Origin of the sequence: Streptococcus infantis, from assembly GCF_019929575.1 — a bacterium.
In the GTDB taxonomy this organism is placed as follows: Bacteria; Bacillota; Bacilli; order Lactobacillales; family Streptococcaceae; genus Streptococcus; species Streptococcus infantis_L.
In genome coordinates, this window is record NZ_JAHZPU010000025.1 from 1 (window position 1) to 14892 (window position 14892).

Genomic DNA, 14892 nt, shown 5'->3' on the forward strand with positions numbered 1-14892 from the left:
GTCAGCTCAAACAGCTTGAAAGATACTCGCTTAATCAGAGGAACAACTTTGTTGCACTTGACTTGACAATTGGGGACTTCTTTTTTATGGCTCAGTAGGTAGCGGAAAGACCTATCTTGCCTGCTCCATTGCAAATAGCCTTATTGAACAGTATCAAATAGGCGTTAAAATAAGAAATTTTGCACAGATTATCAATGAACTGCAAAAGGGAGGATTTGATTTTGACAAGAACGCATATATTGAATCCCTTGTGAATACTTCCGTTCTTATCTTGGATGACTTAGGAATAGAAAGAGATACAAGCTATGCCAAAGAGCAAGTATATAACATCGTGAATAACAGGTACTTAAAACAGAAACCGACTATCTTCACTACTAACCTTTCCTACGACACAATCCAAAATTGTAAGGATAGCGTAGAGTATCAAAGAATCTACTCAAGAATCATAGAGATGTGTATTCCTGTTATGGTTGTAGGAGAAGATTTTAGAAAGGTTATTCAAAAGGACAAACTGAATCGGAATAAGGACAGACTGCTGAATGGAGGTGAGAGAAGTTGATCAATGAAGAAATAGCAAGAAAAACACTGAATATGGAAGTTAGAGCTGCTAAAGTAACAGGAAAGCTAATTCTGAACTTGTTAAAGAAATTGATGAAAGAAGCAGAAAAACTTGGAGGACTTGAAAAGCTGGTTAATGCTAACGGAAATGAAGTAAAGCTAAAAGATATGGTTAAAAAGGGACAGCTTGAAGAAATTCCGGTTGAAGAAGCAGAGCTGAAAGAACTGAAAAAAGAGCTAAATAGATACGGTGTTAAGTTTTCGGTGATGAAAGATAAGGAAACAGGTAAATTCTCAGTATTTTTCCAAGCCAAAGATATGAAAGTAATGGACAAAGCATTTAAGCACGCTCTTTCCGAATCAGAAAAGAAAACGGAAAGAAAAGAATCTATCCATAAGAATATTGAGAAGTTCAAGGAGATGGCTAAAAACTCTGTTTCCAAAGATAGAATCAAGAATAAACAAAAGGAGCAGAGCCTATGATAGATAAGATATTAAAGGACATCAAAGGCTTATTTAAGGTGCAAGATAAGGTAAAGTTTCTAAAGCAGAACATTCCCTATCTTGCATTTTTCTATTTAGGAAACATCTTTTCCCATCATGTAAGAAGCTATGTTGGAGGAGATGTGATAGATAAAATATTTCAGGGGATATTGGAGCTTAACACAATGAGCTTTCTTCCGAGTATTCATCCGGCGAATATTTTAATAGGTATAGGAATGGCTGCTTTAATCAAATTCGTTGTCTATACAAAAGGAAAAAACGCTAAAAAGTTTAGGCAGGGAAAAGAGTATGGTTCGGCAAGATGGGGAACGAAAAAAGATATAGAGCCATATATGGATGAAAAGTTTCAAAATAATATTTTGCTTACTCAAACTGAGCGATTAACAATGAATGGTAGACCATCTAATCCAAAGTATGCGAGAAATAAGAATGTTCTTGTCATCGGTGGATCAGGAAGTGGAAAAACCCGATTTTATGTCAAACCTAACTTAATGCAGATGCACAGCAGCTATTGTGTAACTGATCCGAAAGGAACGATAGTCCTTGAGTGCGGTAAGATGCTTGAAGATAACGGATATGAGATAAAAATCTTAAATACAATTAACTTCAAAAAGAGCATGAAGTACAATCCATTCGCTTATCTCAGAAGTGAAAAAGATATACTCAAATTAGTACAGACAATCATCGCAAACACCAAGGGAGAAGGAGAAAAAGCAGGAGAAGATTTTTGGGTGAAAGCTGAGAAGCTCTATTACACTGCACTTATAGGATACATCTTCTATGAAGCTCCAAGAGAAGAAAAGAACTTTGCAACACTTCTCGATATGATAGACGCTTCAGAAGTTAGAGAAGATGATGAAACCTATATGAATCCGATAGACAGACTCTTTGAAGCACTGGAGAAGAAAGAACCTACACACTTTGCAGTGAAGCAATATAAAAAGTACAAATTGGCTGCGGGAAAAACTGCCAAATCTATTCTTATCTCTTGTGGTGCAAGGCTTGCTCCTTTTGATATTCATGAACTTAGGGACTTGATGAAAGAAGATGAACTTGAGCTTGATACACTGGGAGATAGAAAAACAGCACTATTTGTTATTATCTCTGATACCGATGATACCTTTAACTTTGTGGTGTCTATTATGTATTCACAGTTATTTAATCTCTTATGTGATAAAGCCGATGATGTATATGGCGGAAGATTACCTGTTCATGTGAGGTGCTTACTTGATGAATTTGCAAACATCGGCTTAATTCCAAAGTTTGAAAAGCTCATAGCGACAATAAGATCAAGAGAGATTTCAGCGAGTATTATTTTACAAGCACAATCTCAGTTAAAGGCAATCTATAAAGACAACGCCGATACAATCGTAGGTAACTGTGACAGTACCCTGTTTCTTGGTGGAAAGGAAAAGACAACACTTAAAGAACTTTCTGAAACACTTGGAAAAGAAACTATCGACCTGTATAACACATCAGAAACAAGAAGTAATCAAAAGTCGTTTGGACTTAACTATCAAAAGACAGGTAAGGAACTGATGAGCCAAGATGAAATAACTGTCATGGACGGAAGCAAATGTATCTTTCAGCTTAGAGGCGTCAGACCTTTTCTTTCGGATAAGTATGATATTACAAAGCATAAGAACTATAAACTGCTTGAGGATTATGACAAGAAGAATGTGTTTGACATAGAAAGCTATATGAAGCGAAAAGGTAAAGCAAAGATGAATAGAGAAACCGTTATTACGAAGATAGTGTAATAGATTACAAAATATGGTATAATAAAAATATCATAAATTATTTTGTATTGTTACCTGTAATTTCAATCTTGTTATCATGTGTTTCTGTCAGCCTAACAAAGAAACTTACTGAAACTGTTGATTTTAAAATCACATTGAAGGGGGGACTTATTATGGAAATGATAAGAAATATGGGTGGATGCGGCACATTTCGGGATGGCTCCATATGAAAAAAGAAACATAGGTTGAATTACATTTAACATAGATTTGTGCTGGGGGTTCAAATCCCCCGCATCCCGCCAATTATATAGTTTTAGTGACAGCAAGTCTAAAAAAGATTTGCTGTTTTTTATTACCTTAAAATCAGGAGGTAAGATGCTAAGGATCAGAAGTCCCACTTAAAGGAAAATTAAATAGTAATAGTATCAGCGATTGGAAAAGTAATACTTCTGGTCGCTTTTTTTATTGAAATGAAAAGGAGAAATTTAAAAAGATGAAACAAGAAATGATTAACATCAACGCCAACTTAGTGGCGGAACCTACTTTCTCAAACCTTGAAAAAGACGGAGAAACGGTAGAAGTTGCAAACTTCACGCTTGTAAAAAAGTACGGTAAAGGCAAGGAGTATATTAACTGTGCAGCCTATGGAGAAAAAGCTGAGAAAGCAAAGGAGTTTGAAAAAGGCGATTTAATTCATATCTTTGGTTACTTTAAGAAGCGTGAAAAAGAGGGAAAGACTTACAAAAACTTTGTAGTGAAGTCCTACAACAAGATTGAAAAGAAAGAAGAAAATGAGGAGGAATAACTTATGGCATTTTTTACACAGGCAGTTAATGTATTAAAGATTTTGGTTATGGCAGTAGGTGCAGGACTTGGAGCATGGGGCGTTATCAACTTGATGGAAGGATATGGTAATGACAATCCCGGTGCTAAGAGCCAAGGTATTAAGCAGCTTATGGCTGGAGGAGGGATCGTTCTTATTGGACTTAAGCTCATTCCACTACTTGCCAATGTACTCAATTAAGAAGAAAAGGAGAGCTTAGATGTTTGGAATATTCGACAAGATAGAAGAATTCTTTAAGGAACTTCTACTGGGCGGTATTCAAGCAAACTTAGAGTCCATGTTTCTTGACATCAACGATAAAGTTGGTGCAGTTGCAACAGATGTAGGTAAAACGCCTATGGGGTGGAACGGAGATGTATTTGCCTTTATAAAAAGCATTAACGATTCCGTTATCATTCCAATAGCGGGACTAATCATCACAGCAGTTCTTTGTATCGAGCTTATCAATATGGTAATGCAAAAGAACAATATGCACGATACAGATACCTTTGAATTTTTCAAGTACATCATCAAGATGTGGATTGCTGTATGGTTAGTATCCCATGCCTTTGAGTTTTCAATGGCAGTTTTTGATGTGGCACAGCACATGGTAAATAAGGCGGCAGGGGTGATAAATACCTCTGCCACCGTTTCCGGAGATCAGATAGTGGCAATGATGGATACCCTAAAAGAAAAGGGGCTTGGAGAGCTTGTCATGATTCTCTTTGAAACCTCACTCATCAAGGTTGCTATACAGGTAATATCCGTTGTGATTATGCTTGTAGTTTACGGAAGAATGTTTGAGATTTATGTTTACTCATCGGTTTCAGCTATTCCATTTGCCACAATGGGAAACAAGGAGTGGGGACAGATTGGAACAAACTACATCAAAGGACTATTTGCACTTGGACTACAAGGACTCTTTTTAATGGTTTGTCTTGGAATTTACGCAGTTTTAGTTAAGATGATTATGATAACAGATATACACACAAGTACCATGACGATACTTGGCTATGCGGTTTTGCTGGGGTTAATGATGCTAAAGAGCGGAACACTGGCCAAAAGTGTATTAAATGCACACTAAAAGAAAGGAAAGATAGTATGGATAAAAGAAAAACATTATTGATAGCAGTAGTAATTGGAGCAGGTATTATGGCGATAATTGATAGGATCAGGCTTCATAATAAGGTGGAAGAATTGGAAGAAAAAACAGAGGACATTGGTCGCTGCCATAACGATTTTTACCTAATGCAGCAAAGATATAACAAGAACACAGACGAACAGCTTGCGACTATTCAGGAAGAAATCGGCTTTGTATATGAACACTTTGAGGAGCTGTCAAAGGGTAAAGAAGATGGGAGGTAAGATATGGCATATGTACCAATCCCTAAAGACTTAAATAAGGTAAAGACAAAGGTTGCTTTTAACCTAACGAAAAGGCAGCTCATAGGCTTCACACTTGCAGGACTGGTTGGAATACCAGTCTATTTATTTATGAGGAAGTTTGTGCTAAATGACATAGCTGTCATATTCCTTATCGTATCCACGCTTCCTATCTTTTTCATCACACTATTTGAAAAGGATGGACTGACATTTGAGAAATACTTTAAGAACATTTATCTTCATAAGTTTTATCAACCGCAAAAGAGAGTGAGAAAGGAGGTTTACCTTGAACAAGAAAAGAAAAATTCAGCAAATAAAACTCATGCAAAACGAAAAGGCATTGAGAAGTCAAAAGCGGGACTTAAAGAAAAGTAATTGCAAGTCAAAAAAAGATAAGGGAGGAATCCTTGACCTTATCTTTAAGAAAGAACCGAAAAGATATACGGTAGAAGATACCATTCCCTATCTAAGGCTTTTAAAAAGCGGAATATGCCAGCTTGATGAAAGGCACTTCAGTAAAAGTATAGCCTTTCAGGACATTAACTATCAGCTTGCCTTAGATGAAGATAGGGACTTGATTTTTAATCAGTTTGCAAACTTTCTAAATTCTTTTGATCCAAGTATCAGCATTGAGTTTTCATATATCAATCAGCTCGGACGAAATGAAGAAATGAAGTCGGCAATTCAGATACCGGATAAAAAGGACGGTTTCGACGATATACGCTTTGAATTTAGAGAGATGCTTAAAAGCCAGATTGTAAAGGGAAATAACGGACTTAAAAAATCAAAATATATAACCTTTACAGTAGAAGCAGACAATTTAGAGCAGGCTACATCAAAACTTGAAAGACTGGAGATAGATATATTGTCTAATCTCAAAAGTATGGGGGTTCGTGCTGAAAGTCTTACAGGAGAAGAAAGGCTAAAGATACTTCACGATATATTAAATCCGAATAAGACCTTTGAGTTTTCCTATAAGGACTTAAAGAAAAGAGAAAGCACTAAGACATATATTGCTCCTGATGAATTTAACTTTATGCCAAGCAGATATTTTAAGTTTGGAAAATTTATCGGTGCAGTCAGCCACTTTCAAATCCTTGCAAGTGAGCTATCTGACCGTATGCTATCTGAGTTTTTGGATATTGATGATAACATCAATATCTCTTTTCATATTAAGGCAATTGATCAGTCAGAAGCCATTAAGATGGTAAAAAGAAAAAACACCGATATTGATAAGATGCGAATTGAGGAAAATAAGAAGGCGGTAAGAAGCGGTTATGATATGGACATTCTTCCATCGGACTTAATTACCTATGGTGAGGATGTAAAGAGCCTCTTAAAAGACTTGCAGACAAGAGATGAGCGAATGTTTGTAGTAAGTATCGTCTTTATGAATTTTGCAAGGACAGTGCAAAAGCTCGATAACACAATTGCTCAAATAAGCTCCATTGCAAATAAGCATAACTGTAAGCTGAAAAGACTTGACCATACGCAGGAACAGGGACTTATCAGCGTGCTGCCTCTTGGGGTGAATAAGATTGAAATAGATAGAGGATTGACAAGCTCATCAACGGCAGTATTTATGCCATTTACCACAGAGGAGCTTTTTATCAATTCAAGTAATAGTCTTTACTACGGACTAAATGCCCTAAGCCATAACCTGATTATGGCAGATAGAAAGAAATTAAAGAACCCAAACGGTCTAATCCTCGGAACTCCGGGCAGCGGTAAATCCTTTAGTGCCAAAAGAGAAATGGCAAATGCGATTTTAGTAACAGATGATGATGTGATTATCTGCGATCCGGAAGGAGAGTATGGAAACCTCGTAAGGCAGTTTAAGGGAGAAGTCATTAAGGTCAGCAGTAAGTCAAAGGATTACCTGAATCCCCTTGATATAAACATGAACTACGGTGATGGAGATGCACCGCTGAAAGACAAGGCAAACTTTATTATGAGTATGCTTGAGCTTGTAGTAGGCGGTAGTGGTCTTACAGCAGAAGAAAAGTCCGTTATAGATAGGTGCCTTCCTAAAATCTATGAAAAGTATTTTGAAAACCCAGAGCCTTGTAATATGCCAATACTGCAAGACCTATACGATATGTTAAAAGGACAGGAGGAAAAGGTTGGTAAGAAGCTGGCAACAGAGATGGAAATCTATGTATCAGGTTCTCTTAATGTCTTTAATCACAGGTCAAATGTGGATTTGAATAAGAAGCTGCTTTGTTTTGATATTAAGGAGCTTGGAAGTCAGCTAAAGAAAATAGGAATGCTTGTCATTCAGGATCAGGTGTGGAATAAGGTGTCACAAAACAGAGGAAACAAGTCTACAAGGTACTATATCGACGAGTTTCATTTACTTTTAAAAGATGAGCAGACAGCATCCTATTCTGTAGAGATTTGGAAAAGATTTCGTAAATGGGGAGGTATCCCGACAGGTATCACGCAAAATGTCAAAGACCTACTTATGAGTAAGGAGATAGAAAATATCTTTGATAATACGGACTTTGTCTTAATGCTAAATCAGGCTTCGGGAGATAGAGAAATCTTAGCAAGGAAACTTAAAATCTCACTTCCACAGCTCAGATATGTTACTAACTCTAATGAGGGTGAGGGACTCTTATTCTTTGGAAATACTATTGTGCCTTTCCTTGATAAGTTTCCGAAAGATACAATTTTATATCAGAAGATGACTACCAAGCCGGAAGAAGTGAGGTAGCCTATGGGAAAGAAGCTGAAAAAGGATTTTAAGGAAAGGCATAAGGCAAGCCTTGAAAGAGAGATATTTCATAGTAAAACAGATACTATACCTGAAGAAAGTAGGCTAAAACATAACGATGATTACAGAGGTAAAATCGTTCATGAGAAAGAACGGTTTCAGGATAAAGTTCATAAAAAGACAAGTAAGATAAATGACGATGATGATCCTTTAGGAAAAGACCTTGATAATGATGGGATTATAGACAGATACGACAATGACTTTAGGGACAGCGACTACTTTGAATCGACCTATGATGTAGATGATAATCTCCATAAAAAAGATGAGTTTATTGGAAGTTCCTCTAAAAATTATAAGGCTCAAAAGAGCAGGTATAAGAGGAAAATCTACACCGATAGTCTTTATACAAGGAAAAAGGATGATGTGTTAAAGGAGAATAAGCCTGAAGATAAAAAGACTGGAAAAGATACTGCAAGCAAAAAAGTTCATAGCAGTATTTATAAAGAGCAGAAGAAAAAGCTAAAAAAAGACATGGTAAAGGTATCTACCCTTTCAGGACTTGCTAAAGGAAGTGAAACCGTAAGAGATTACTTATCTCATGGAAGTGATGAAAATCAAGGCGTAGAGGCAGGAGAAAAGACAGCAGATACAAGCTCAAACCTCATTCATGGCATAAAGAAATATTCTGATAGGAAAAGAGCTAAAAGGGGCTATGACCTTACAAATAAGGACTATAAAATCAGAAAGCGTAAGTCAAAGTTGGAATTTCGTGATGCCAAAAAGGAACTGAAAAAGACGGATGAGTATAAAAGAGCAAGTGCATATAAAAGATTTCAAAAGAAAAATCAGGTAAAGGCAGCAATTTCTCGTGAGAATAAGTCAAGGCTTAGAGATCGAATTAAAGAGGGACTTATCGGAACACTGAAAAGCTCAAAGGATATGATTATCCGAAAAGCAAAAGGACTAATGCTTATTTTCATAGGTATCATTATCTTAGGGACTTTTGTGATTAACTTTGCAGGAACGGGAATGACAGGCTTTATGAACTCTACAAGCTCTGTGCTTACAACAAGCTATTTATCAAAGCCAAATGTCCTAAGTGAAATCAATCAGAAATTTTCAGATATGGAGGGTGAGCTTCAAAGTGAAGTTGACCATGTGAAAGAAAATTATCCCGGATATGATGAATATATCTTAAATAATACAGAATACATCGGTCATAATGTCCATGAGCTTTTATCCTACATTACATCAAGGTGCGGAGAGGTAAAGAGTGTATCGGAAGTAGAATCCATATTAAAAGAATTATTTGAGTCCATGTATGACCTTGAGTATAGGGAAGAAATTGAAATCAGATACAGGACGGTTACGGAAACCTATACCGATGAAGATGGCAATGAATATACCGAAAGCCACGAAGAACCTTATGAGTATAAAAAACTCATCGTAACGCTTCATAAAAAAGAGATGGACAGCATTATCCGAAAGGTCTTTGCAAACTATCCCGATAATCTAAAGCACTATGAAGCCTTGTTCCTTGCACAAGGCAATATGGGAGAAGCCTTTGGTAATTCTGACCTTATCAGTGCAAATGGAGGTATCGGCGGTGGAAAAGAGTATGAGGCATCTACGGAAGTACAAAAGAAGATTATTAATGCTGCATACATTACGCCATCTCCGGGTGCAGGCTGGTGTGCCATGTGGGTATCACAGGTATATCAAAATGCAGGACTTGGATATATAGGCGGGAATGCCTGTGATATGTACCGAAACTATACCTTTACATCAGACAGGTCAAAGCTCAAGGTCGGAATGCTTGTGGCAGTCGAAAGCAGCAGTAGCGGAAGCAGTGCAGGGCTTACCTATGGTCATGTAGGTATTTACATTGGAGATGGAAAAGTGATTGATAACATCGGTCGAGTAAGAGTAACTACCTTAGATGATTGGATAGCAACATTTTGTAAGCACCATCCCGTAGGATTTGGTTTTCCGCCAAACGTAAAGAAATAGGAGGTAAGAATTTGAAAAAGGAACTGATAGCTGTAAAAAACAGAATAAAGAAGTTAAATGATAAAAAGGCTCTGATTGATGAAGAATTGGAGCCTTTATTCATTCGTGAAGAAGAGCTTGAAAATGAAGAAATCATTGCCATTTGCAGAAAGAATAACATCACAATCAGCGATTTGATGGCAAAGGTAAACCGACAAAAAGCAGAAATGAAAAAGGAGAAAACAAATGAAAACCAGTTTGAAAAAGAATAATAAGTTTTGGACGGTAGCACTTGCGGTAATTGTAAGTATTAGTTGTATTTTAGGTCTTTGGACGGTTGTTTATGCACAGGAGCAAAAATCTGAAGCTCCAACAAAAAACGAAGCTGTTCAAACGGAAGTTGAAGTAAATGTAAGGTATATCTTTGAAGATGAAAAGGTCTTTAAGGAAGAAAAGATAAAGGCTGAGAAAGGACAACTTATTGATAGCGGAGATCTTCCAATGCTCCCAGATGATATGAAATTCATTGATGAATTTCTGTTTTATGAGGTAAAGGGAGATGGAAAAGATGAGATTATCCGTAAGGTAGCAAAGATGGAGGTTAAGGATAAGGAAACGCAGACAGAGCTTTCTAAAGACGATATTTCAAAAATAGAAAAAGAGGCAAAAGAGCTTCAGGATAAACTTGATAAGTTAAATTGCGAACTTAAGGACAAAGACAAATTAAGTGATAAGCAAAAGAATAAAATTAAAGACCTTGAAGATGAAATTGATAGCCTGAAAGAAAAAATGAAGAAAGATAAGGGAAATAAGGACTTATCAGAAGATATGAAAAAGGAAATAGATAAGCTGACGGAAAAGGTGAAAGAGCTTGAGAAAAAGGCAACTGAAACAAATAAAGCTCCTGTAACATCACAATCAGTTACACCGATTAGTCCTATTTCCGGAATTAAGACAAGTTCAGGTATTTCTCCTCAAACACCACAGACTTCTGTAAGTAGTACCGGTAAAGGCTCATCGGATTCGATAAGCTCAGGTAATACTACAAAGGATACCGGTAAAGGCAAAACGGAAGTAAAGGAGAAAGAAAAGGAAATTCGTTATCCTAATAAGCTGACAGCTAAAACGCCTGCTAACAATAACAGCCAAGATTCAGCTATGGATGGCACAAGTAAGAGTGTAAATACCAATAAGGGAGTAGCTTCTGCACCGTCAAAGGCAAGAGCTTCCGTTACGGAAAATAAGGATAATGCGAATAAAGATTACCCGATTCATCATGGGGATAGCAGCGATAACAAAGAAACGGATCAATATTCCGCTGATGCAAGGCAGTTTATTACCTTTCAAACTAAAAACGGTAAGACCTTTCATTTAATCATCAATCATGATGAAGATAGTGAGAATGTAATGCTTCTTACGGAAGTATCTGAAGATGATCTCTTAAACATGGTAGAGAAAAAAGAAGCACCAAAGCAGGAAGTAGTAAAAGAAGAACCTGTTAAGGAAGAAGTAAAGCCTGAGAAGAAGGACGAAAAGAGTAATTTAGGAACCTATATTATTTTGCTTCTTGTAGTAGGTGGTGCATTAGGAGCAGGCTACTATTTTAAGGTTTTGAAAAAGAAAGAAGATAAAGAACTTGAAGCCTTAGAGGAGGAAGATGATGATTTCTTTTCTGAATCTGAAAGTGAAGAAGAAACAAATGATGCAGATGAAGCAGAAGATGAGCAGTAATGCTGCATCAAAAACAATACAGTATTTGGTGCAAATGCAGGGCGGGAGAGTAACATCTTTCGCCCTATTTTGATTTATAACAGGAGGAAAACACAGATGAAGTTAGTTATTGCAGAAAAGCCGAGTGTTGCAATCTCCATTGCAAAGGTCATTGGAGCAAATAAAAAGAAAGACGGATATTATGAAGGAAACGGATATAGGGTGAGCTGGTGCGTTGGACACCTAATTCAAATGGCAAATCCGGATGCTTATGATGAAAAGTACGCCAAGTGGAATATGGCTGATTTACCGATTATTCCGAGCGACTACAAGTATGAAGTAGCAAAGGCAACCAAGAAGCAGTTTAACATCCTTAAAAAGCTGATGAATGATAAGGAGGTTGATACGGTTATCAATGCGTGCGATGCAGGTCGTGAGGGAGAAAGTATTTTTAGACTTGTATATAATCAAGTGAATTGTAAAAAGAAGATGAAACGCCTTTGGATTTCTTCAATGGAAGATAGTGCCATTAAAGAGGGTTTTGATAACCTAACAGACGGAAAAGACTATGATAATCTCTTTGAATCAGCACAGGCAAGAGCTATTGCGGATTGGTTAGTCGGAATGAATATTAGTAGGCTCTACTCTTGTCTGTATCAGCAGAATTACAGTGTTGGCAGAGTGCAGACACCTACCCTTGCCATGATTGTAAAAAGAGATGATGAGATAGCAAATTATCAGAAAGAAAAATATTACACAGTAGAGCTTTCTATGAATGGATTTACACTCTCCACAGACAGAATTGATGATGAAGTTGCTGCTGAACAGCTTATAAGTTTAGTAGGCGATAAGATTGAAATAACCGATGTCATTCAGAAAGAAAAGATTACTAAACCTGATTTACCCTTTGATCTTACAACACTTCAAAGAGAGTGCAATAAGTATTTCGGATATAGTGCTAAACAGACACTTGATTATGCCCAAAGCCTTTATGAGAAAAAGCTCATCACCTATCCAAGAACAGACAGCAGATGTTTAACGGAAGATATGATTGTAAGTACGGTCAATAACATCTTGGGTAAGAATGACTTTGACACAGGGCGTATTAAGACGGTATTTAACTCTAAAAAGGTTACGGATTATCATGCGATTATTCCGACAATCAGTTCATTAAAGGAAGATGTTTCGGAGCTTCCTCCAAGCGAAGCAAAAGTTTATTTCCTTATATCCGATAAATTTCACGCAAGTGTAGGCTATCCACTCATTGAAAATATAACGAAGATAGTAGCTGAATTTGACGGCTTTGAATTTACAAGTTCAGGAAAGGTAATTAAAGACGAGGGGTTTACAAAATATCTTAAAGAGTATAAGTCCAAGAAGAATGAGGATGTAGAACTTCCTAATGTAAATGTTGATGATGCTTTAAACATTGAAAATAAAGAGATTAAAGAAAAATTTACCCAACCTCCCAAGCACTTTACAGAAGATACGCTTCTAAAGTCTATGGAGATTGCGGGAAATGACGCACTTGAAAAAGGTGTAGAAGTGGAAAGAAAAGGTCTTGGCACACCTGCAACAAGGGCAGGAATTATTGAAAATCTAATCTTTAAGGGCTTTGTAGAAAGGGATAAGAAAAATCTTGTAGCCACGCATAAAGGGATTAGCCTTGTAACAATAGTATCCGATACCTTTAAATCAGCAGAAACAACCGCAAAATGGGAAATGGAATTATCGGATATTGCTCAGGGAAAATCTTCAAAGGAAGAATTTTTAAAAGCGATTGAAAATGAGCTAAAAGAGGCTGTTCTGACATACGCAAAGTAAGAGGTAACTAATTTCAGAGTGGAAAAAATCCTCTAAAAATGCTATAATATAAGCAATTTATTTGTAATTGTTAGGAGAATTAAGATGGCAATAAAAAATCAAGATTATATAAAAAATTTAATCAGAGAGTTGATTTCTTTGCCAAGTGAAACAGAATGGGTTGAATTTAAGCATAATAACGATGAACCTCAGATGATAGGTGAGTATATTTCTGCTTTGGGTAATTCTGCAACTTTATGGGGAAGACCTAAAGCATATTTACTCTGGGGTATTGATGATAATACACATAAAATTGTAGGAACTACATTTGATTATAGGGAGAGTAAAAAAGGTTCGGAAGAACTTGAAGCATGGTTATCTCGAATGACAAATCCAAGAATAGACTTCAGATTTTATAAAACAGAAATTGAGGATAAAAATGTAGTATTACTCGAAATTCCATGTGCAGAAAAGCAGCCAATTAAGTTTTCAGGTGAAGAGTATATTAGAATTGGAACAAATAAGAAGAAGTTGAAAGAATATCCTGATAAAGAGAGATCTCTATGGGCAGCTTTTGATACAACTCCGTTTGAATTAAGAAATGCAAAAGATAATATTTCGTTTCATGAGGTGTTAGATGTACTGAATGTAGCGGGATATTATGAAAAGATGGGGTTTGCATTACCACAAAATAACAATAAAATATTGGATGATTTTACTAATGAAAAGTTTATAAAAAGAAATGATTCCGGAAGCTATGATATTACTAATTTAGGAGCATTACTTATTTCAAAAGATTTAAAGAATTTTGAGGGTTTAGCTCATAAATCTATAAGAGTAATTTGGTATAAAGAGAACAATAGACTTGACACGATACGGGAAAAAGTATTCAGTGAAGGTTATGCTATTTCATATGAGAAAATTGTAGATTATGTTTTGACTGTCATTCCACAGGAAGAGATAATTGAAGACTCTATAAGAAAAACCAAGTTGGGTTATCCGGAGATAGCCATTCGTGAGTTAATTGCCAATATCATGATTCATCAAGCTATTGAACAAAAAGGGACAAGTCCTATGGTTGAGTTATTCAAAGATAGGATAGAATTTTCAAATGCAGGTTCGCCATTGGTTTCGATAGACCGCATTGTTGATACAGTTCCGATTTCAAGAAATGAAAATCTTGCAGGATTTATGCACAAATGTGGGATTTGTGAAGAAAGAGGAAGTGGTTTTGATAAGATAGTATATGCGACAAGTAAGAATTCTATGCTTGCTCCTAAAATCGAAAATCAAAGTGATAAATTCACAAAAGTAACTCTCTATTTGAAAGCTCCTTTTGACTTGATTAGTAAAGAAGATAGAATAAGAACTTGTTATATGCAGGCTTGCTTTGTCTATGTCAATGGAGAGAGTATAACGAATAATTCGCTCAGAGAATTATTTGATATAAGTGATAAAGATAAATATAAAGCATCGAGGATAATTAAAGATACATTAGAAGCCAAACTTATTAAGCCAGTTGATGAAAATACAGCTCCGAGATATATGAAGTATATTCCTTTTTGGGCTTGATTTAAGTTGCAGTAAGTTGCAAAATCGTGATTTATGCAGTATGAATGGGAGATAAAACCTAGTAAAATAAGGATTTTTAGTAAGTCAAAACAGAA

At 36.3% G+C, this 14892-nt stretch carries 13 protein-coding genes and 1 pseudogene; all 14 read left to right on the forward strand.

From position 1 onward, the window contains the following. Positions 1 to 64: 64 nt before the first annotated feature. Positions 65 to 559, forward strand: a pseudogene (locus K1I67_RS07680) (ATP-binding protein); the annotation flags it as partial. After that, positions 556 to 1041 (forward strand): PcfB family protein, encoded by a 486-nt coding sequence (locus K1I67_RS07685; protein WP_000606565.1) that lies wholly within the window; start codon positions 556 to 558, stop codon positions 1039 to 1041. The pseudogene K1I67_RS07680 and the gene K1I67_RS07685, both read left to right, overlap by 4 nt. Next, the gene (locus K1I67_RS07690; protein ID WP_223339491.1) at positions 1038 to 2822 is read left to right on the forward strand and encodes a VirD4-like conjugal transfer protein, CD1115 family; all 1785 of its coding nucleotides are present in this window, start codon (positions 1038 to 1040) and stop codon (positions 2820 to 2822) included. Before K1I67_RS07685 ends, K1I67_RS07690 begins: the two co-directional genes overlap by 4 nt. Positions 2823 to 3294: 472 nt before the next feature. Further along, positions 3295 to 3606: a hypothetical protein gene (locus tag K1I67_RS07695; protein ID WP_000807044.1), complete on the forward strand. Its 312-nt coding sequence runs from the start codon at positions 3295 to 3297 to the stop codon at positions 3604 to 3606. Positions 3607 to 3609: 3 nt separating this feature from the next. Then, positions 3610 to 3825 carry a Maff2 family mobile element protein gene (locus K1I67_RS07700; RefSeq protein WP_000863833.1) on the forward strand — a complete coding sequence of 72 codons (216 nt, stop codon included), beginning with the start codon at positions 3610 to 3612 and terminating at the stop codon, positions 3823 to 3825. A 19-nt stretch (positions 3826 to 3844) separates the two neighbouring features. Beyond that, positions 3845 to 4708, forward strand: coding sequence for a VirB6/TrbL-like conjugal transfer protein, CD1112 family (locus K1I67_RS07705; protein ID WP_223339492.1), 864 nt, complete (start codon positions 3845 to 3847; stop codon positions 4706 to 4708). A gap of 17 nt (positions 4709 to 4725) precedes the next feature. Then, positions 4726 to 4989, forward strand: a complete 264-nt coding sequence (locus K1I67_RS07710; protein ID WP_000361332.1) for a hypothetical protein — start codon at positions 4726 to 4728, stop codon at positions 4987 to 4989. 3 nt (positions 4990 to 4992) lie between these two features. Further along, positions 4993 to 5382 carry a PrgI family protein gene (locus K1I67_RS07715; RefSeq protein ID WP_000332206.1) on the forward strand — a complete coding sequence of 130 codons (390 nt, stop codon included), beginning with the start codon at positions 4993 to 4995 and terminating at the stop codon, positions 5380 to 5382. Then, positions 5294 to 7723: a VirB4-like conjugal transfer ATPase, CD1110 family gene (locus tag K1I67_RS07720; protein ID WP_001820659.1), complete on the forward strand. Its 2430-nt coding sequence runs from the start codon at positions 5294 to 5296 to the stop codon at positions 7721 to 7723. The genes K1I67_RS07715 and K1I67_RS07720 overlap by 89 nt, the downstream gene beginning before the upstream one ends. Before the next feature lie 3 nt (positions 7724 to 7726). After that, a complete protein-coding gene (locus K1I67_RS07725; protein ID WP_000516782.1) occupies positions 7727 to 9733 on the forward strand; it encodes a CD1108 family mobile element protein in 2007 nt (668 codons plus the stop codon). Positions 9734 to 9744: 11 nt separating this feature from the next. Further along, on the forward strand, positions 9745 to 9984 hold the full coding sequence (locus K1I67_RS07730; protein ID WP_000711884.1) for a hypothetical protein: 240 nt from the start codon (positions 9745 to 9747) through the stop codon (positions 9982 to 9984). Then, positions 9959 to 11443 (forward strand): CD1107 family mobile element protein, encoded by a 1485-nt coding sequence (locus K1I67_RS07735; protein WP_223339493.1) that lies wholly within the window; start codon positions 9959 to 9961, stop codon positions 11441 to 11443. Before K1I67_RS07730 ends, K1I67_RS07735 begins: the two co-directional genes overlap by 26 nt. A gap of 96 nt (positions 11444 to 11539) precedes the next feature. Continuing rightward, positions 11540 to 13246, forward strand: a complete 1707-nt coding sequence (locus K1I67_RS07740; RefSeq protein WP_223339494.1) for a DNA topoisomerase 3 — start codon at positions 11540 to 11542, stop codon at positions 13244 to 13246. 84 nt (positions 13247 to 13330) lie between these two features. Continuing rightward, on the forward strand, positions 13331 to 14797 hold the full coding sequence (locus K1I67_RS07745) for an RNA-binding domain-containing protein (RefSeq protein WP_000985639.1): 1467 nt from the start codon (positions 13331 to 13333) through the stop codon (positions 14795 to 14797). The last annotated feature ends 95 nt before the right edge of the window (positions 14798 to 14892 follow it).

Coding starts and splice junctions, on each gene's coding strand:
- K1I67_RS07695 (WP_000807044.1), top strand. CDS start 3,295: ATGAAACAAGAAATGATTAACATCAACGCCAACTTAGTGGCGGAACCT.
- K1I67_RS07700 (WP_000863833.1), top strand. CDS start 3,610: ATGGCATTTTTTACACAGGCAGTTAATGTATTAAAGATTTTGGTTATG.
- K1I67_RS07740 (WP_223339494.1), top strand. CDS start 11,540: ATGAAGTTAGTTATTGCAGAAAAGCCGAGTGTTGCAATCTCCATTGCA.
- K1I67_RS07715 (WP_000332206.1), top strand. CDS start 4,993: ATGGCATATGTACCAATCCCTAAAGACTTAAATAAGGTAAAGACAAAG.
- K1I67_RS07725 (WP_000516782.1), top strand. CDS start 7,727: ATGGGAAAGAAGCTGAAAAAGGATTTTAAGGAAAGGCATAAGGCAAGC.
- K1I67_RS07705 (WP_223339492.1), top strand. CDS start 3,845: ATGTTTGGAATATTCGACAAGATAGAAGAATTCTTTAAGGAACTTCTA.
- K1I67_RS07690 (WP_223339491.1), top strand. CDS start 1,038: ATGATAGATAAGATATTAAAGGACATCAAAGGCTTATTTAAGGTGCAA.
- K1I67_RS07745 (WP_000985639.1), top strand. CDS start 13,331: ATGGCAATAAAAAATCAAGATTATATAAAAAATTTAATCAGAGAGTTG.
- K1I67_RS07710 (WP_000361332.1), top strand. CDS start 4,726: ATGGATAAAAGAAAAACATTATTGATAGCAGTAGTAATTGGAGCAGGT.
- K1I67_RS07735 (WP_223339493.1), top strand. CDS start 9,959: ATGAAAACCAGTTTGAAAAAGAATAATAAGTTTTGGACGGTAGCACTT.